The organism is Limosilactobacillus secaliphilus (assembly GCF_001437055.1).
GTDB classification, from domain to species: domain Bacteria; phylum Bacillota; class Bacilli; order Lactobacillales; family Lactobacillaceae; genus Limosilactobacillus; species Limosilactobacillus secaliphilus.
This window is the reverse complement of record NZ_JQBW01000010.1, coordinates 14302-35213: the sequence shown is the minus strand read 5'-3', so window position 1 is coordinate 35213 and position 20912 is coordinate 14302. Positions and strand designations below refer to the sequence as shown.

The window sequence follows — 20912 nt, the reverse complement described above, 5'->3', positions numbered from 1 at the left end:
TTTGTATTGACGAAGGTCTTAAACAAAACCGAAAGAATACCAGTATTTAAGCGTTGAGCGTTATTAAGCATTTTGTATTATCATGACCATAAATCGAAATTATATAATATAATATGTTCAATGAAATATATTAGCTTTTATAAGTTATAATTAGTGTAATAAATATTATGCTTGTAGCACGTAAATGGGACAGTAGATATTCCTATTGACTCACCTAGGAAACATATTGAGAGGATTGTTATGAATAAACAACATTATAAATTATATAAATCAGGCAAGCTGTGGATTAGTGCATTGATTGTGGGCGCATCACTAGGTGTGGGCGTATTGACACAAACTACGGCACACGCGGATGCTAACAACAATCAAGTGGTTGGACAGACAAATCTGCAAAAAACAAAGGCAGCAAGTCTTCAAACAAGCGACAATGTAGCTCCACAGTCAACTGTGAATAATAAAGTCCCGACTGACATGACCACATTCAATAACGATGTCAATGCGAATCAGGGACATCTGGATTCATATTCACTGAGTCAAAATGAAAAAGGACAGACCGTTTTACATGCCAGTGGTTGGCAGGCAAGCGGTCAGAGTAATAATCAGTCTTACCGCTACGTGATTGTTTATGACCACACTGACCATCGCGAAATCAAGCGGCAGAAGATAGCTCCTCAGCAACGGTCAGATGTGCAACGTGCATATCCACATATCGACAACAGCCAGTGGTCGGGATTCGATTTCGATATTGCCCTGCCAAATACTGAGGCGACGCATTCATTAAGTATCGTGGCTCGTTATAGCAACGATGCTGTCCATGGTGAGGGAAATCACACTGATTACTGGTTTGGACCCCTCTACCTTGATCAGCATAATCGGGCTCACTTGGACCATATCGAGGTTAAAGACGGTAAGATCAATGTGTCCGGTTGGCATGTCAGTAATGCAGCCGCAAACAAGCACTACCATTACATCATTGTCTACGATCAGACCCAGCATCGTGAAATTGCTCGCCAAGAAGTAACAGCAATCACTCGTCCGGACGTTGCGAAAGTCTATCCGACGATTGCGAATGCCATTAATTCTGGTTTTAATGTCAGTTTTAACTTTTCACCGGTTTACGCCAGTGATGACATTCAGTTTGTCTCTCGTTGGACCAACGACCCGCACGGCAATGGTTCTGCGGTCGATTATTGGTTTGGCGCAATCAACCGGGATAACGAAGGCTACCTTGATCGGGCTGATTTGAGTAGTGGCAATTTGCAGGTGAGTGGCTGGCACGCAAATGACACGTCAATCTATGCGCCTCACCACTATCTGATTGTCTTTGATCAAACGGCAAATCGCCAAGTGGTCTCTGCAGAAGTTGCAGTGAAGAAATCAGCCGACGTTGCTAAGGCATTCCCTGCTGTAAAAACTGCCAAACAGGCACGCTTTAGCTATGATTTCGGTCAACTGACTTTATTGCCTGGACACCATTATTCTCTGGTGAGTCGGTACTCGACCTCCGCAAATGGTAATGGTGGCAGTGGTGTGCATGTTGGCTATTGGTTCAACATGTTCACTTTGAACAACAGCGATCACTTTGTCGATGGCTGGGATGCGAACCAGGACCATTTGAGCGTGCATGGCTGGATGGCCAGCGATGAAGCACTGACGAATCCTTATGCGTATGCCATTCTGCTGAACGGCAATGGTCATGAATTACAACGACAGCGGCTGACTTTAACGGCTCGTCCAGATGTTGCGAAGGTCTATCCGCACCTTTATAACTCCGGGAAGAGTGGATTCTCCGCTAGCTTTACGATTCCGGCAAATGAATTAACGAATGACTTGCAATTGGTATTGCGCTTTACCAATGATCCGAATGGCAACGGTGCTCATACCACTGATTTTTGGTCGGACAAACTCGCTACCAACGCTGGTAGTTGGGACAAGGTCCAAGTTAACGGCAATTCGATTGACCTGGCTGGTTGGCATGCGGCCACGAGTGTTACCGACAAGCCTTATCAGTACATCATTGCTTTGGATAGTCTCAATGGCAATCGTGAACTGAGACGGTGGCGCATTGACCAACATGGCAACTGGCAGGCATCCGCAGCGCGTGGTGATGTTCAGCATGCCTTTCCGTGGATTTGGAACAGCGGTCAGTCAGGCTTTAGTGGCACGGTCGACCTCAGCAATTTGAATCATCGCTTAGTCACTTTCCTGCATCGTTACACGGACGACAAGAATGGTAATGGCAATTATGTCGACTTTTATTCCAGCCCTGTCGATGCCCACTTCTTAAGCGACCGGCTGCAGCAGGCCTGGTCCAATATCATTAACAACTCTGGGCGGCGTGTATCCATTGCCGTTCAATCACAGCAAACTGGCTTGGTATACTCATACACCAACGTGCCGGGTTACCGTTTTGACATGGCTAGCACGGTGAAGGTGTCGGTCTTAAGTCAGTTGCTCCACATCACAGGTGGCAACCTTGATGGCACTGAGCAGGCGTTGGCATCCAATATGATTCGCAACAGTGATAATGATTCAACTTCGACGCTGTTCGATTACTATATCGGAGGTACCGGTGGCATTGGTCAACTATACAGTGCGCTTGGCATGAATGAATCTTCAACAAATGATGCTTGGGGATTAACGGCCACGACTGCTGCTGACCAATTGAAGCTCTTAAATGAAATCTACTTGAATCCGCGGACAAATTACTTAAACGATCAATCGCGTAATTACATCCGCAGCCTGATGGGTTCCATTAATCCGAGTCAACGCTGGGGAATTTCTGCTGGATCTGGCAACTTCTATGTCAAGAACGGTTGGTTACCTTACGATGGCAGCTGGCACGTCAACAGCATTGGCTTTATTCCTGGTAACGGTAATAGCTACACGATCGCCGTCTACACGGATGGTAACGGCACGATGCAGGATGGGATCAATCTTATCCAGCAATTGGCGATCGCTACTAAGCAGATCATGCAGTGATGATGATATTAATTAAATAAGAGGCAGAGTGGCGACTTTGCCTCTTTTTGTTATAATTGCGGGGTAAGTATGTTAGGAAGCGAGTGAAGATGAACGTGAAACGTCATTACAAGTTATACAAGAGCGGCAAGTTGTGGTGCGTGGCGGCCATCAGCACACTGTTATTAACCGGTGCGTTGGCCACGACCGCCCATGCTGATAGTCAAACGGGTGTTGATCAATCCGTGGCACAGACCAGCCAGACAACGCCAACTAATCAAGTCCCGGTTGACCATCAGACACAAGGCAATCATGTCAACGTTAATCAGGGGCATTTAGATGGTTATAGCGTCACGATGGGCCAAAATAACGAGGCACAGCTGCACGTCTCCGGCTGGCAAGCAACCGGCAACAGCAACATGCAACGCAATCGCTATGTGTTGGTCTATGACAACAGTCGGCACACCGAACTGACCCGGAGCCAGTCACCGGTGGTTCAGCGGCCAGATGTGCAGCAGGCCTATCCGCATGTGGCTAACAGCCTGAATGCGGGCTTTAACCTGTCACTGAACATTCCGGCTAACGCATTGTCAGATTCTTTAAGCGTGGTAGCAAGATACAGTGACGATAGTGAGAACGGTGAGGGCCAGCACACTGATTACTGGTTTGGCCCCTTATACCTTGACCAGACCAACCGGGCTAACTTGGATAGTTTGACGAGCGAAGATGGTCAGCTAACGGTTAGTGGCTGGCACGCCAGCAACGCAGCGGCAGACAAGAAGTACCACTACATCATCGCCTTTGACCAGACGATGGGACACGAGATTGCCCGGCAATTAGTCGCCGATGGGCAGGCCCGTCCCGATGTTGCCCAAGCATTCCCAACCATCGCCAATGCTGGTCAGGCCGGTTTTCAGGTGCAATTCAAACTGACGCCGGCTTATGCTAAGGACAACATTCAGTTCATTTCACGGTGGACGAATGATCCGGCTGGTAACGGTAGCGCCGTTGTTGATTACTGGTTCAGCCCAATTCAAAAAGTCAACCGAGGTAATTTAGACTCCTGGAATGTCAGTGATGGTCATGTGACGGTGAGCGGATGGCATGCCAACGACGCCAGCGTTTATGAACCATACCATTTCCTGATCTTATTCGATCAAACGGCCAACCGTCAGCTGGCTTCAGCGCTTGTGCCAACGGAAGATTCAGCTGACGTGGCAAAAGTGTTTGGTGCTGACACTAAGACGGCCGGTCATTCACGTTTCAATTATGATTTTGACCAGGCAAACTTGATCGCTGGCCACCAATACGCCTTAGTCAGCCGTTATTCCGCCATTCAAAGTGGGAACGGTGACGACGGCCACGGTGATTTCACCGATTACTGGTACCCATCCTTTGCCATTGACCCGCAGCAACAAGCTTACTGGCTGGACTCGCTGAAGGCTGAAAATGGTCATTTAAACATCAGCGGCTGGTTCTTTAACAACGCACGCAACGGCCGTCCGTACGTATACGCAATTTTACTGGCTGACGGTAGAGAAGTGTCCCGGCAGGCTTTGACACTGACTGCACGGCCAGATGTTGGCAAAGTTTATCCGCACGGCTTAGGCAGCAGTGAAAGTGGCTTCCAGGCGCAATTGCCGCTGTCAAATGCCGCAGCCAATGATTACCAACTGGTTCTGCGTTTCACCGATGACCCGGCCGGCAATGGCAACGCGGCAGACATTTGGACTGACAAATACAGCACGAATGCCGGCAGCTTTGACAGCGTTCAGGAAGTTAATGGCCAGCTGCAAATCACCGGTTGGCACGCTTTGAATGGTGCGTCATCTCGGCCATATCAATACATCATTGCTTTGGATGCAACTAATGGTCATGAACTGGGCCGCTGGCAGGTAAAATCGCAAAACTTGTCCCGTCCAGACGTTGCCCAAGCTTATCCGTGGATTGATGATAGCGGCCAATCCGGATTCCAAGTGTCAATTCCGCAAACGCACTTCAATAGTCAACTAGTCGAATTCATTCACCGTTACACAGATGATCCAGCCGGCAACGGCAATTACAAGGATGCATATTCGCGCTGGTGCTATTTTGACCCACAAAGTCACGCATTGGTTCGGAATCGTTTCCTGTCTCTGCCAAGTCAGGACCGTTCTGTCTACTTTGGCGACAATGGTTTGATGTCAGTCGGCGATGTTAACATCAATGGCCAGACCTATCATTTTGACCGGTCCACGGGTAAGTTCTACAGCTTCTCCCAGCGTGTGATCGATTGGTTCCGGTCCCGTGAAGGACGACTGACTTATTCACAATGGGGTTCGCGGAATGGCAGTGATGGTACCGCCCACTGTTCTGGCGCCATTACCCAGGCCATCCGTGATGCCGGTGGTTATGATTACGGCCACATCTACCACGATAATTACGACACGAAACACCAGGACTTCTATAACTACATCGTGAACAATGGCTATCACCAGGTTTATCAAGGCGGTGGGCAATACACTCCTCAATATGGTGACATTGTAGTTTGGGATCCATATGGTTCTGAAGGTCATGCCATGGTCATCTCCAGCTTTGGCAATAATCCAAACGTCATCTCCGTGTGCGGTTATACTAACGAGCAACCAGGCACGGCCGTCCAAGAATTTAATTACAACTGGTACTGGAACTATGCCGGTCGGCCGAATCAAGTCGTCTTCCGGCCAAATAATTTAGGACGGGCTTAACAGTTGACCTCATCAACTTGTTAACGTTATCAGAAAATCTGCTGGTTAAAAAACTTTGAAAAAGGCGTTGACAAATTAGAACTTTCTCATTAATATCTTAGACAACAATTAATTGAACAGGAAATGCAATGAGAGGAACAGTAAAGTTCTGTTGAGCATTCAGAGAGCCCCCGTTTAGGTGAGAGGGGGAAGCAATGCAGAGCTTGAAGATCATCCTTGAGCATTGTAGCTTGAACCGATAGTAAAGCTACCAGGAATGCACCCTTTATCGTGCCAGCGTATGAATACGTACGCCAGAGGTTTAGCTAGCGATAGCTAAATAAAATTAGGTGGTAACACGGTAATGGATCGTCCTAAGCAGCATCAAAAAGATGTTGCTTAGGACTTTTTTTGTTCAATTAAAACAATTTCTTAAGTGAGGTGAAGAAGATGGAATCTGACATTGTTGACATTAGTGGCATTAGTAACATTAAAAACAAATTAGAAAACAATCTTATTATCAGCCTTACGGGAGGAATTGCTTATGAATCTGAAAATGAACAAAAAAGTCGTTACTTTAGCAACTGTCGCTTTAGCCGCCATGTCCTTAGCCGCTTGTGGCAATAGTGGGAAGAACAAAGCCAGCGGGGACTTGAACGTTACCTTAAAAGCCAATCCAGTTACCCTGGACCCATCGAAGACCATCGAAACTCCAAGTTCTTCAATGCAGGTACAATCATTCGAAGGTCTGCTGAAGTTTGACAAGAATAACAAAGTTGTCTTAGGTGAAGCGGCCAGCGAACCAAAAGTCACCAACGATGGCAAGACTTGGACCTTCACCTTAAAGAAGGGCCTCAAGTGGAGCAACGGTGATCCGGTTACCGCTCAAGACTACGTTGCATCCATGCGGCACTGGGCAGATCCAAAGACCAAGTCACAAGCCGCTGACAAGGTTTCCAACCTGCAAAACTATGATGCCGTTTCTAAGGGCCAGGCACCAACGTCTGAATTAGGGGTCAAGGCATTAGGCAAGAACAAAGTGGAATTCGACTTTGCTAAGAAACAGCCAACTGCCAACGTCCGCAACAACTTCGCTGCTAACCTGAAGCCAGTTGATCACAAGGTACTGGCTAAGGAAGGCAACAAGTATGGTTCTAGTTCTAATAAGGCGGTCTACAACGGACCATACAAGGTTGTCAACTGGACCGGTGGTAGCGACGACAACTGGAGCTACGTTAAGAATGACAACTACTGGAACAAGAAGGGCGTTCACATGAACAAGGTTAACGTCCAGGTTACTAAGGACAACAACACCGCCCAAAACCTCTTCAAGTCCGGCAAGGTTCAGGAAACTTCAGTCACTGCCGATTATGTAAAGGGCAACAAGAACAACAAAGAGCTGCACACCGCTCTGATGGCCACTCAATACTACCTGTACTTCAACGGCAAGAACGAACTGACCAAGAACGAAAACTTCCGGCAGGCCGTTAACTACGCCTTTGACAACGATCAGTTAGCCAAGAAGGTTCTGCAAGATGGTTCCGTTGGCGCAACTGGCTGGGTACCAAAGGGTGACATGAAGGATCCAAAGACGGGCAAGGACTTCGCCACGGATGCTGGCCACCTGCAGAAGCAAAACAAGCAGAAGGCTCAGCAATACTGGAAGGCAGCTCAGAAGGACCTGGGCAAGAAGCAGATGACACTGAATCTGTTAGCTGACAACACCGATGATCAAAAGGCCGTTGCCGAATACCTGCAATCAACTCTGCAGAAGCAATTCAAGGGTCTGAAGGTTGAAGTTACAACTTTGCCACACGCTCAACACGTTAGCCGCGACTTTGCCGGCAAATTCGAACTGAACTTAACCGACTGGAACTCCAGTGTTCCGGATGCTTCCGACTTCCTGTCACTGTTGAAGACCGGCAACAAGGTTAACTTCACGAACAACACCGACCAGAAGCTCGATGACCTGCTGAACAAGGCTAATGATGGCTCACAATTTGCTAGTGAACGCTACGATCTCTTACAACAAGCTAACAAGCAGGTTCACGCAAATGCCGACGGGGTTCCGCTTTACACTGCTGCACAAGCACACTTGGTTTCCAAGCACGTTACTGGTTTAAACTACGGTCCATTTAACATCACCGCACAATACCAATACGCTCAATGGAAGAAGTAAAAGCAACATTGAAGCAATGATAAAGAAGGTCTGAACATCAATTCGACCTTCTTTATTTATAAGAACAGGAGGATTTTATGAAAAAGTATATTCTCAAACGTTTGCTCATGATGGTTTTGACGCTGTTCATTGTTGCCACCTTGACCTTCTTCCTGATGAAGATGATTCCGGGTTCACCACTGGGCAACACAATGAAGCTGACTAAGGCACAACAGCTGGCGGTTGAAAAACAATATGGGTTGAATAAGCCGGTTTGGCAACAATACTTAGCCTACATGGGCGGCGTTTTACATGGCAACTTCGGGATGTCCTACCAATACAACAGTACGAGCGTAGCGTCATTGATTGGCCACCGGGTTGGACCATCCGTATTGATCAGTTTCCAAGCACTGGTCTTAGGTGTGGTCGTCGGTATCGTCCTTGGTTGTGTGGGAGCATTGAATAAGGGAACCTGGGCTGATGCAGCCAGCAGTACGTTGGCGGTCATCGGGATCTCCTTCCCAAGCTTCATTCTGGCGATCCTTCTGCAGTACTACCTGGGCTTTAAGTTAGGTTGGTTCCCGGTTGCCAATTGGAACGGCTTCCCTTCAACCATCCTGCCGACCGTTGCCTTATCAGCGGTCCCGATGGCGCAAGTTTCGCGCTTTGTCCGGACAGAAATGGTTGAAGTCTTGAATTCTGATTACATCCTGCTGGCGAAGGCAAAAGGTTTGTCAGTAGCTCAAGTGGTTTTCCACCACGCATTGAAGAATAGCATCATTCCAGCATTAACGCTGATCGGGCCCCTGGCCGTGACTTTAATCACCGGGTCGATGGTGGTCGAAAATATCTTCTCCGTACCTGGAATCGGTGAATTGTTCATCAACTCAGTCCTGTCTAACGATTACCCAGTCATCATGGGATTGACCATGTTCTACTGCCTGTTGCTCTGTGGCATTTTGCTGCTGACCGACGTGGTTTACGGCCTGGTTGATCCGAGAATTCTTTCCAAGGAAAAGGGGGAACACTAAGATGACAAAGCAAAACACAAATCAGGCCACCGCGGATCAATTCCAGTTTGCCGACCCAAGCAAGCTGAATTCGCAACACGATGGGGTGGCACAAAAATCATTATCCTTCCACGAAAAGGCCTGGCATCAACTGAAACACGACCATGCGGCAATGGTTTCGCTGGTATTCCTCCTCTTGGTTGCTTTATTCTCAGTCGTTTCACTGTTCTGGATGCCGCACAATCCCAACGCACAAAACGTTGATTTGTCCAATTTGAAGCCATTCACTAACGGCAGTTACATCTTAGGCACGGATGGGCTTGGTCGTGACATGCTTTCACGCCTGCTTTACGGAACACGGATTTCCCTAATGATCGCCCTCTTTGCAACCTTGGTTGACATCCTGATTGGGGTGCCATACGGACTGGTCTCCGGCTGGTGCGGTGGCCGGGTCGACAACGTGATGCAACGGATCATCGAAATCATCAGCTCAGTGCCTGAACTGGTATTGATCATGTTGTTGCTGATCGTGTTGAAGCCAGGGATGGTTTCCATCATCATCGCCATTGCCTTGAGTTCATGGGTTCTGATGGCACGGCTTGTCCGGGCTTCGGCCATGCAGATCAAGAGTGCCGACTTTGTTCTAGCGGCGCAGGCCATGGGTGAAAGTCCTTTCCAAATTGCCTTGCACCATATCCTGCCGAACACGATGGGTGTGGTCATTACGCGGACGATGTTCACCATTCCAGCGGCTATTTTCCTGGAAGCCCTGCTGTCCTTCATCGGAATTGGGGTTAAGGCACCCAACGCTTCGTTAGGTACGCTGCTGAACGCCGGTGAGAAAGGTTTCCAATTCTATCAATATCAATTGTGGGAACCCGTTCTGGTTTTGTCCCTGATGATGATTGCCTTCAACCTGCTGGGCGACGGTTTACGTGATGCATTTGATCCAAATACGAGGGGGTAGTTCTAGATGACAGAAGACGTACTGACAATTAAACATCTTTCAGTCGATTTCCAGACTCTGGAAGGCACGGTCCATGCAGTGCGGGACGTGACTTTGAAACTGCACCCTGGTGAAGTGCTGGCTCTGGTTGGCGAATCTGGTTCCGGAAAATCAGTCACGACGAAAACGGTGATGCAGCTCCTGCCGAAAAACGCCAAAGTGGTGAGCGGCAGCGTTGAATACGATGGACGTGATTTGCTGAAGTTGCCGGAAAAAGAGTTGCAAAATTTACGGGGCAACGAGTTAGCCGAAATTTTTCAAGATCCAATGACTGCGCTGGATCCGACCATGCGGGTTGGCAAGCAGATCATGGAACCCCTCCTTCAACACCAAGACCTGACCAAAGATGAGGCGCGGCAAAAGGCCCTGGCCATCATGGAAAAGGTCGGAATTGTGAATGCGAAGGAACGGTTCCGGAACTTTCCTTACCAATTCTCCGGTGGGATGCGGCAACGAATTGTGATTGCGATGGCTCTGATCTGTCACCCGAAAGTCCTGATTGCCGACGAACCAACGACGGCTTTGGATGTAACGATTCAGTCCCAAATTCTGGCGCTGATCAAGCAACTGAAGGATGAACTGGGAACGGCCGTTATCTTCATCACCCACGATTTAGGCGTGGTTGCTGGGATTGCTGACCGGGTTGCCGTTATGTATGCGGGACGGATTCTGGAATTCGGCACGGTCAATGATATCTTCTATCACCCGCAGCATCCGTACACAGTGGGCCTCTTGAAGTCGACCCCAACCATGGATATGAACGAAGGAGACCTGGAATCTATTCCGGGTACCACTCCGAACCTGATCGATCCACCAGTTGGCGACCCGTTTGCCAATCGTAATCGACACGCATTGAACATCGATTTTGAGAAGATGCCGCCGTTCTTCAAAGTCAGCGACACCCATTATGCGGCAACCTGGCTGTTGGACAAGCAGGCACCAAAAGTTCATTTAACCGATAAGCTGGAGCAACGCCGCGAGCATTACGCAAAACTGGCCGAAAGGGAGGCACAGGCAGATGACTGATAATTTAGTAGAAGTTCACCATTTAAAGAAATACTTCCACCAAGGGCGATCAGATGAAGTCCACGCTGTCGATGATGTCTCCTTTGAGATTCATCGGGGTGAGGTCTTTGGCCTGGTTGGTGAATCCGGTTCTGGCAAGACCACCACGGGCCGTTGCCTTTTGGACCTGTACTCACCGACTTCCGGTGACGTCATTTACGATGGGGAAGATGTGACCAAGCTGAAGAAGCGTCACGAGTTAAAGAATTTTCACCAAAAGACCGCGATGATCTTCCAAGACCCATATTCATCACTGGATCCGCGGATGTCAGTGCGTGACATCATTGCTGAAGGCTTGCGGATTCACCAAAAAGTCGCCAACCGAAGCGACTTGGATGACAAGGTCGCCGAAACGATGAAGCTGGTGGGTTTATCCCCTGATTTCATGAACCGTTATCCTTACGAATTCTCTGGCGGCCAGCGGCAACGGATTGGGATTGCTAGAGCATTAGCGGTGGAACCCGAATTTGTCGTGGCTGACGAACCACTGTCAGCACTGGATGTTTCGGTGCAGGCGCAAATCGTTAAACTGATGGAACATCTGAAGGCGGCCCGTAACCTGACTTACATGTTCATCGCCCATGACATTTCGATGGTCAAATACATTTCCGACCGGATTGGGGTCATGTTCCACGGCAAGTTACTTGAATTGGGGACGGCCGATGAGATCGTGAACCATCCGCTCCACCCGTACACGCAAAGCTTATTGTCGGCGGTGCCGGTACCGGATCCGACTTACGAACGGGTGCGTAAACAATTTACTTATGAAAAAGAACCGGCAAATCTACCATTACGTGAAGTTCGACCAGGTCATTTTGTAGCCCTGGCGGAATAAAAATACTAAGGGAGGCTTAATTATGGCAGTTCAATATCAAAACGCCCAAGTCTTTAACGGCGAACAATTTGTTAAGATCGATTTCACCGTTGAGGACGGGCACTTTAAAAATGTGGGCAGCAAGCAAGCAGCGGAAAAGACTGTGGATTTAGCAGGAAAGTTTGTGACGCCCGGCCTGATTAATGCCCATACCCATATGACAATTTCGGCCGATCCGTTCTACTGGAACTTTCATCCGAAGAACACCGTCAGCAAAACCGTTCTGGCAATGCAAAACCTGAAAGAGGCGTTATCCGTTGGGGTGACCTACGTTCGTGACGTTGGATCAACCGATGATGTTGACTTAACCCTGATGAAATATGACCTGCCAACATTACCCGGCATTGTCGGTAGTGGTCGGGCCCTTTCAATGACTGGTGGTCACGGCTCCAATAAGAATGGTGAACCGGATGAAGGAACCTTGGAAGTTAACGGGGTCGAAGGTGTCCGGCAGGGGGCGCGCTTAGTCTTAAAGCATGGTGCTCATAACGTTAAGCTGATGGCAACTGGTGGGGTGGCAACTCCTGGCGAAACCCCATTCGATGTGCAGCTATCCGAAGCCGAAATGCATGCGGCCGTAGTTGAGGCTCACCACCGTGGTTATCCAACTGCCGCCCACGCCCAAGGAACGGAAGGCATCAAGAACGCTGTCCGCGCCGGTATTGATTCGGTCGAACACGCTATTTATATGGATGACGAAGCCGTTGAGCTGATGAAGCAGCACGGGACCTTCGTCGTACCAACCCTGGTGGCACCACGGGCAATTTATGAAAATCCTGATCAACTGCCGGCCTTCATGGTGAAGAAGGCGCGGCAGGTTGCCAAAGCGCACTTGAACAGCATTCGTAAACTGGTAGCCGCCGGCGTTCCCGTTGCAATGGGGACGGACGCTGGTACACCGTACAACACGTTTGGCCACTGGGTGGTTAATGAATTGAAGATGTACCTGGACGCCGGAATGACGCCGGTGCAAGTCCTGAATTCCGCAACCAAGGTGGCCGCAAAGCTCTTACGGGTTGATCAGACGGTGGGCCAAGTTGCGGACGGCTTTGAAGCCAATTTTGTGGTTCTGGAGAAGAACCCGCTGGATGACTTTGCCGCGTTCGAACAGGCAACGGCGGTCTATCGCAAAGGACGTTGTTTAGTCAATCGCTTAACGAAGGAGGCCTAGCCAATGGATGGATTAACAGTTAATGATCTGTATAACTTAACCAATACGGGCAATGTGCGCGCCCAAAACGGTGTCCGGGCATGGGTTAGCGCCCAAGCCAATGCCCACCAGCCCGACACTTATAGCTGGCGAGTATGGGCCCAGCCGGATGGTCAGGCAGCCTTCGTTGTAAGTAACACGGCTCAGCAGCCTGGACTGGCCCTGGCTGAAGATGATCAGTTGGTCTATTCCACGGTCGATAAGGACAAGAAGCAGACCCGCCTCTACTCTTATGACCTGCAGGCACATGCACTGCAATCCACCGTCAACTTAGCTGGTCACCAGCTGCGAGTGGTTGAATACCTGGGCGAAAACCGTTTTCTCTTGAGCGGCCGCACGCCTCGTAAAGAAGCGCTGGATGCTGAGCCATGGCATGAGGTCAATGAAGTCCCTTATTGGTCTAACGATGAAGGAGTTGTCAACGCTACCCGCCGTCACCTCTGGCTGTTTGATGGCGATCATCAGCAGTTGACTGACCTCTTGCCAGCCGACTTCGATTGCATGAATTATTGGTGGCAGGATGGTCACTTGCTGGTCAATGGGGCCAGTTACCAGGATGTTCGGCCCTTCAAGGATGGTCTTTACGAGTATGATTTTGACCAGCAAAAATTGGTGGAACTGGTTGCACCGGGCAAATACCGGGTGGATACCGTTGCCTGGTTGAAAGGACAACTGTACGTGGTGGCCAGCAACTGCAAGGTCTTCGGGATGGGCGAAAACCCTAACTTTTACCGCTATAGCGGGCAGACACTCCACTTGGTTGCCAAATGGGACCATAACGTTGGCAACATCCTGGTTAATGACATGACCGTGGTTGGCGGCCGGACAGCTCTGGTCGGCGATGACCAGCTCTACTTCTGCTCAACGGTGGTGGACCATACCGAAGTCCACTGCTTCGATGGGCAGCATCTGACCCTGGCCTTTAGCTGGGCCGGTGGGGTCAACTCATTAGCCTTTCAAGATCATCAGCTTTTGTTTGCCGCAACGACGGCGACCGAACCGCAACAGCTTTATTCTTTTCATGCAGGCGACTTTAAGCAGTTGACGGCTGAGAATCAATTCTTGAAGCAACGTAAGGTGGCCAAAATGCATGAGGTCAGCTATAACGATTCGACGGGTCGTGAGTGTCATGGCTGGGTCCTGTACCCTGTGAACTATGAAAAGGGTCAACAGTATCCGGGCGTACTAGAGGTTCATGGCGGTCCACGGGCAGCATATGGGACCAGTTTCTTCCATGAAATGCAGGTTTTGGCTAATGCCGGCTACTTCGTTTTCTTGACCAATCTGCATGGATCAGAAGGCCAAGGCGATGAATACGCAGATCTGCGTGGTCGCTATGGCCAGGTTGATTACGATGACTTGATGACCTTCGTGGATGCAGTTCTGCAACAATACCCTGATGTGGACCCAGAAAGATTAGGGGTGACTGGCGGCAGTTACGGTGGCTTCATGACTAACTGGGTGGTCGGCCACACTCACCGTTTTAAGGCCGCAGTTAGTGAACGGAGCATTGCTACTTGGTCGTCAATGATGATTTCAGATATCGGTCCGGAATTTGTGACTGACCAAATGGCGACTAGTCTGACTCAAGCTGATGGGATGAAGGCTTTCTGGCAGCATTCACCACTGGCTTACGTGAACAATATGCAGACACCGACCTTGTTCCTCCACTCGGATCATGATTTTCGGTGCCCAATTCCGGAAGGTTACCAGATGTTTCAGGCATTGAAATTAAAGGGTGTGCCGACCCGGATGGTGGTTTTCCACGGGTCTAATCACGACCTGTCACGTGACGGCCGCCCGGACCAGCGTGCAAAACGTCTCAACGAAGTCTTAGCTTGGTTTAATCATTATTTGAAGTAGGGAGGTTCAAATATGAGTACGACATTATTTAATCATTGCAATTTGTTTACTGGCACTAAGGATACGGTCACACCAGATGCGTGGTTTACCGTCGATGAAGATAGTGGGCGCCTGAGCGAAGTCGGCAGCGGCGAGTTTAACGGGCAAGCCGATCGCACTGTGGATTTACAGGGGCAATACGTCATGCCCGGTTTGGTCGATGCCCACACCCACATGATGATGAACGCGTTAACGAACAAGCTCTACTACTTAACCGAAACCGAAGTCACTCTGCAAGCGCTGGAGAATTTACGGTCAGCACTGAAGGCAGGTGTGACCTACGTTCGGGACTGTGGGGCCGCCTTTAATGTCGACATTAAGCTCAACAAGTACCGCAAAGAGCATCCGTTTGTCGGCCCGGAAATCCTCCCATCCGGTCGGCCAATGTCAATGACTGGTGGTCACGGTGACTTCACTGAAGGTGAGCATGGTGAAACCACCTGGGGCTACCTAGTGGATTCCCCGGAAGAGATGCGTCATGCTGTGCGTCTGGCCTTCAAGGAGGGGGCCAAGAACATCAAAGTGATGTCGACTGGCGGCATCATGTCTGCCACCGACCAGGTTGATGACACCGAATTGAGCCTGGAAGAATTACAGATGGCGGTCAAAGAGGCGCACTCCAAGCATATGACCGTTGCTGCCCATGCAGAAGGTGCCCGCGGAATTCACAACGCCATCGTGGCAGGGGTCGACTCGGTTGAACACGGCTGCTACTTGCGGCCAGAAGATGTTGACCTGATGAAGGAAAAGGGGACCTTCCTGACACCAACCTTGATTGCCGGCTACACAATTCCGAAGTTTGGCCAGGGTAAGCTCCCACAATACATGTTGGACAAAGCCGAGGCCTTTCTGGATGACTTCTTTGAAAACGTGGGTCGTGCCCTACAAGCCAACGTAAAGCTGGCCTTTGGGACCGACTCGGGAACGCCGTTTAACGAATTCAAGGACGCCCCAATGGAACTCAGTTTGATGGTCAAGGCGGGCGCCAGCAATTATCAGGCCCTGCGTGCAGCTGGGATGGGCTCTGCCGAATTGCTCCGGGTTGACAAAGATTATGGGAGCTTAGAAGCTGGCAAGTTTGCGGACTTCCTGGTATTGAAGGACAACCCGTTGGCCGATGTGAGTGCAGTGGAACAGGCAGACAAGGTCGTTTACCAGCACGGTCAACAGAAATTCTAATGGAGGTGGCTTAGATGGAACTAGACCGCAATGAAGTCGAACAATATGCCCTGGATCATTGGGCGGATTTTCAGGATTATTTGAAACACCCGAGCATTTCTGCGCAAAACAAGGGAATTCAAGAAACCAGCGATTGGTTAGTTGCCACCTTCAAGGAACTGGGTGCGGCCAAGTCGACCAAGTGGGAGGACCAGGGCGGCAATCCGGTGGTCTTTGCCGAATTCAAAGGCAACAGTGACTACACAGTTCTCTTTTACAACCACTATGATGTGCAACCACCGGAACCCTTAGACGAATGGCATTCCGATCCGTTTGAACCCACCGAAAAGAACGGCAAACTGGTTGCCCGTGGGGTATGTGATGATAAGGGTGAATTAATGGCCCGTTTGGGAGTCGTTAAGTACTTCAATGAACACGGCGGCTTACCCGTTAACCTGAAATTCTTCGTTGAAGGCGAGGAAGAGACCGGTAGCCGGCACGTGGGCCTATATGTGAATGCCCACCAGGAAGAACTACAAGCGGATGCCTGCATTTGGGAAGGCGGGGGCAAGAACTCGGCCGACCATTTTGAAGTCGTTGCCGGAGTGCGGGGCATCGTTAGTTTTGATGTCCACGATAAGACCGCGGATGCTGACATTCACTCATCTTTGGCCAGCTACGTTCCCAACGCTGCCTGGCGCCTGATGGATGGCCTGGAATCACTGCGCGATCCCCATACCGGCCGGATTACGGTCAAAGGCTTTTATGATGACATCGAATCCTTGACGCCAAACGAGAAAGCGGCGGTTGACGAGATGGACTTTGACGAGGAAAGCGTTAAGGAAACATATGGGCTGAAGCAGCCACTGGTCACCGATCATCCTCGTGAGGAACTGGTTAACGGGACGACGCTGACGGTGAATGGTTTATCATCCGGCTATGAAGGTGAGGGTGTCAAGACGATTGTGCCAAAGGAAGCCAGTGCTAAGCTTGACTGCCGGCTGGCCCCGAACCAGGATCCGCAGAAAGTTATGAAATTGTTGCAGCAACAGTTAGCCGCTAATGGTTTTAGTGACTTTGACGTTCACCTGAACGTGGCCGAAGATGCATGGCGGACTCCGATGGAAGATCCTTTCGTTCAACAGGCATTGGCAACGGCCAAAAACGTCTATGGACCGATGACCAAGTTCGTGCCCAACACTGCCGGTGGCGGTCCAGTACGGCCGTTTGGTGAAACCCTGCACCTGCCAGTGGTGATGGTCGGCATTCACTACGCCAAGAGTGGTCCCCACGCTCCTAATGAACACATTCGTTTAAACGATTATGCTCAAGGCAGTTACTACTTAGCCGACTTTTTGCAACAGTTAGGTACAAATAAGTAAAATCAAAAAGCAGTCCAAGCTGAGAGATCAGCTTGGACTGTTTTGGTATTAATAAGGACTTCTTTGATCTGATATAATGAAACTAATTGTGTGTTTTATTAACGGATGGAGGAAGAAACGTGGAAGCAAAGAAGCATTATAAGTTGTACAAGAGCGGTAAGTTATGGTGTGTGGCGGCGATCACCGTTGTCTTATTAACCATGACGGGTGTTGACGCTCACGCAGATAGCAACCAGAATGGTGCGCCGTTGACCACTCCCCAAGTTGGCCAGCCAACGGCACTCAAGCAGGGCCGGCAGAATGCTGCGGTGCAGGCAACCACGGCTCAGCCAGCCCAGCAAGTTATTGATTACGATACGATCAATACTGCCGTCAATGATCAGGGACAAGTGCAGGCTTATACCCAATCTGGCCAGATGCACGACCTGCAAGACCAAGGGACCGACCAAAATGTCAATCGGCATTCGCAAACAAACAATGCTTTAGCCAACATCAACATTAGTGGTGATTTGACGGGCTTCAATCACGGTACGTGGTCAAAAGTCCAGGTTCACATCAATTGGGACAATAATCAACAGTTGGATGCCTGGGCAAACGTGAAGGCGCAGGGTGACAGCAGTACTGGCTGGCCAGCTAAGAACTACCGGCTGAAGTTGTTTAAGGATGAGGCTTGCACGGATAAGCTGAAGTTGAAATTGCCGGGTGCTGATTTCAAGACCAATTCCTTCAACCTCAAATCAAACTTTACGGATGCCAGTGGCTCCTTAAACATTGTCAACGCAGAGATTGCTAAAGAGATTTATGCAAGCAACAGTGCTGATAGTTTGGTTGCCACGATGCCTAATTACGGCCAGATTGCTGGTCTGCCACTCGAGATGATTGTCAACGGCCTAGACCAGGGCTTGTACACCATCAGTACTTATCACCAAGACAAGCTGTTCGGACTCGATGATAAGCAGCCAAACCAGATTGCCATTTCCGGTACCAACAATGATCAAAGTCGTTTCTTACAGCCGATGACCCTAGATGACCTCAAGAATGGCCGGGGCTTTGAGGCTGAATCACCGGCCAAGGTTAGTCAGGCCAATGTTGATCAGATCAATGAATTATACGAATTGGCTCATGCGCAAGGTGCTGACTATGACCGTCTGGAAAGCCAATACCTTGACGTCAATTCCGCCATCAACTTCCTTCTGTTCTCATTTGTCGTCAACAACAACGACGGCCTACATAAGAATGTCTTCTACGTTGCTAAGGACGGCAGCAAGTGGTCGATCGTTCCTTACGACTTTGATTTGACCTGGAATTACACTTGGGGAAGCGGTACCGGAAATTGGTTAGTGCCCGCTGATTATAATTTTGCCGATCGTTTGCAACAGGCTAATAACGTCTTGATGCTCAACATCTACCAGCATCACCGGCAGGACATCATTGATCTTTATCAACAGTTACGGACTAATGTCTTATCGACCGGCAACCTGCTTAAGCTCTTTAATAATTGGTACAACCAGGTTGGCTTGGCAACTTACCGGCACAATGACCAGTTGTGGACCCAGTTCTCTAATCCGACGGCCTTTCCTCATTATCCGTTCGCGGGTGCGGAAAGCTTCTTCCAATTTGTGAACGCCCGCTTGCAGTACCTGGATCGGACTTGGGGTATTCAATCCAGTAACGAATTAGTGGATGTGCCGCAGACAGCCAAAGTCAGTCGGACCATCATTTTGAGCCAGCCGGATGGCACTGAACAGCGAGTGGAACAATTAGCTTCCTTTACTCGGCAGGCACAGTTTGACACCGCGGCGAACCGGCTAGTCAATGTTGGTGATTGGCAAACGGATAACAGTCAACTGGCTCAGTACGACATCCCGCAATTCACGGGCTATGTTTCCTTAGTCGACGGCGCTCCAACCACACAGTTGGCTAGTGTTAAGGTCTTGCCCAACCAGGATAGCCAAACGGTTGTCGTTAAGTATGTTAAGGCAGCCAGCCAGAACTTCGATCAGACGGACAATGGCAACTATGCCAACTTAGACGATGCTCGCTTGCACGACTCCTCCCTGCACGTGGCCGGCTGGCATGCCAGCAACCAAACTCAGGGTAAGCAGTACCACTACATCATTCTCTGGGATGTTCAGGGACAACATGAAATTGCTCGGCAACGCATTGACCAGGTTGAACGTGATGACGTTGAGCGGGTATTCCCTGTCTACAATGCCGCTGAATCCGGATTTGACACCGATATTCAGATTCCATGGCAGGATCTGGCGCAGCTGGCAAACCATCAATTACAGGTGATCAGCCGCTGGACCGATGATCCGGCTGGCAACGGCAATTCTTGCGACTACTGGTTTAACCCGATCAGTTTCGATCGCTCTAACAATGGTTGGCTCGATAAGTGTCAGGCCGAAAACAACCAACTGCACATTGCTGGTTGGAACGCCACCAACTATTCGCTGGGTCGTCTGTACCACTACATCATCGTTTTGAACGCCAACACCGGCCGTGAAATTGCGCGGCAGTTAGTGCAGAATGGTCAACGCCGGGATGATGTTGCCGCTGCTTACCCGCAGATTGCCACCGCCCACGCAGCTGGCTTTGACATCAATTTTAACTTGAGTGACGAACTGATGGACGCGCCGTTGCGGATTTTGAGCCGTTACACGAGCGATCCATGGGGCAATAGCGACTATGTTGATTATTACTACAACACCGTTCCGGCACAGAATGGGGAATATGCCCACTTGGATAACTTGCAGCTGCAAAATGGTCACATCATCACCAGCGGCTGGAATGCGACTAACCGGTCAGTCGGGCGTCCTTACCACTGGATCATCGTGCTGGCGAATGGCCAAGAAATTGGTCGGCAACGCGTTCAAGACGGCATTGATCGTCAGGATGTGGCCGATGTCTACCAGCGGGTGAACGACGCCGCTACGTCCGGCTTTAGCAATGATTTCGACTTTAGCAATGTTGATTGGTCAAAGGTCAACAGCTTGCAGATTGTCAGTCGTTACTCTGACAATGCCGATAGTGGCGAGGGCAGCAACGTTGACTATTGGTTCGATCCTATTCAGATTAGTCAGGTCAACGATGGCTATCTGGACCGGGCCGACCGGGTCAACAACCAGCTGACGGTCAGTGGCTGGAGTTGTAGCAATCAGGCAGCCGGTCTCCCGTACCGCTGGGTGATCCTCTTCGATCGGACTCAGAATAAGGAAGTGAGCCGCTTGATGGCCAGCGACATTCAGCGTCCTGACGTGGCCGCCGTTTATCCGTTAGTTTCAAACGCCATTAATTCCGGCTTTACAGCCCAATTCACCCTGCCTGACGATTGTTTGAACGACAATTTGGCGGTCGTTGCTCGTTATAGCGACGATGCCGACCATGGCGAAGGTCACTTTGTCGATCACTGGTTCAACATTTAATCATTGATGGTTTGTGACATAAGTTCTTTATATAGTCGATAATGCTTGAACGCAGT

The 20912-nt window shown here is 49.8% G+C and carries 12 protein-coding genes and 1 other annotated feature; all 12 genes read left to right on the top strand.

The window, feature by feature from the left end:
- Positions 1-240 precede the first annotated feature (240 nt).
- The 12 genes from IV45_RS05015 to IV45_RS04960 all read left to right on the top strand — a co-directional run bounded on the left by IV45_RS05015 (position 241) and on the right by IV45_RS04960 (position 20856).
- Positions 241-2982, top strand: a complete 2742-nt coding sequence (locus IV45_RS05015) for a KxYKxGKxW signal peptide domain-containing protein (protein ID WP_057741265.1) — start codon at positions 241-243, stop codon at positions 2980-2982.
- Positions 2983-3071: 89 nt separating this feature from the next.
- Positions 3072-5687, top strand: a complete 2616-nt coding sequence (locus IV45_RS07985; RefSeq protein ID WP_057741263.1) for a peptidoglycan amidohydrolase family protein — start codon at positions 3072-3074, stop codon at positions 5685-5687.
- Positions 5688-5806: 119 nt separating this feature from the next.
- Positions 5807-6046: a binding site (T-box leader), on the top strand.
- A 164-nt stretch (positions 6047-6210) separates the two neighbouring features.
- Positions 6211-7845 carry a peptide ABC transporter substrate-binding protein gene (locus IV45_RS05005; RefSeq protein WP_235807666.1) on the top strand — a complete coding sequence of 545 codons (1635 nt, stop codon included), beginning with the start codon at positions 6211-6213 and terminating at the stop codon, positions 7843-7845.
- 77 nt (positions 7846-7922) lie between these two features.
- Positions 7923-8855: an ABC transporter permease gene (locus IV45_RS05000; protein ID WP_057741262.1), complete on the top strand. Its 933-nt coding sequence runs from the start codon at positions 7923-7925 to the stop codon at positions 8853-8855.
- A 1-nt stretch (position 8856) separates the two neighbouring features.
- Entirely contained in the window at positions 8857-9801 is a 945-nt protein-coding gene (locus IV45_RS04995) for an ABC transporter permease (protein ID WP_057741260.1), read from the top strand.
- A 6-nt stretch (positions 9802-9807) separates the two neighbouring features.
- Entirely contained in the window at positions 9808-10866 is a 1059-nt protein-coding gene (locus IV45_RS04990; protein WP_057741258.1) for an ABC transporter ATP-binding protein, read from the top strand.
- Positions 10859-11740: an ABC transporter ATP-binding protein gene (locus IV45_RS04985; protein WP_057741257.1), complete on the top strand. Its 882-nt coding sequence runs from the start codon at positions 10859-10861 to the stop codon at positions 11738-11740. The genes IV45_RS04990 and IV45_RS04985 overlap by 8 nt, the downstream gene beginning before the upstream one ends.
- Before the next feature lie 22 nt (positions 11741-11762).
- The gene (locus IV45_RS04980) at positions 11763-12950 is read left to right on the top strand and encodes a metal-dependent hydrolase family protein (RefSeq protein WP_057741255.1); all 1188 of its coding nucleotides are present in this window, start codon (positions 11763-11765) and stop codon (positions 12948-12950) included.
- 3 nt (positions 12951-12953) lie between these two features.
- Entirely contained in the window at positions 12954-14852 is a 1899-nt protein-coding gene (locus tag IV45_RS04975; protein ID WP_057741254.1) for an alpha/beta hydrolase family protein, read from the top strand.
- Between the two features lie 12 nt (positions 14853-14864).
- Positions 14865-16070, top strand: a complete 1206-nt coding sequence (locus IV45_RS04970; RefSeq protein ID WP_057741252.1) for a metal-dependent hydrolase family protein — start codon at positions 14865-14867, stop codon at positions 16068-16070.
- Positions 16071-16084: 14 nt separating this feature from the next.
- On the top strand, positions 16085-17431 hold the full coding sequence (locus IV45_RS04965; RefSeq protein WP_057741250.1) for a M20/M25/M40 family metallo-hydrolase: 1347 nt from the start codon (positions 16085-16087) through the stop codon (positions 17429-17431).
- A 119-nt stretch (positions 17432-17550) separates the two neighbouring features.
- Positions 17551-20856, top strand: coding sequence for a CotH kinase family protein (locus IV45_RS04960; RefSeq protein ID WP_057741248.1), 3306 nt, complete (start codon positions 17551-17553; stop codon positions 20854-20856).
- The last annotated feature ends 56 nt before the right edge of the window (positions 20857-20912 follow it).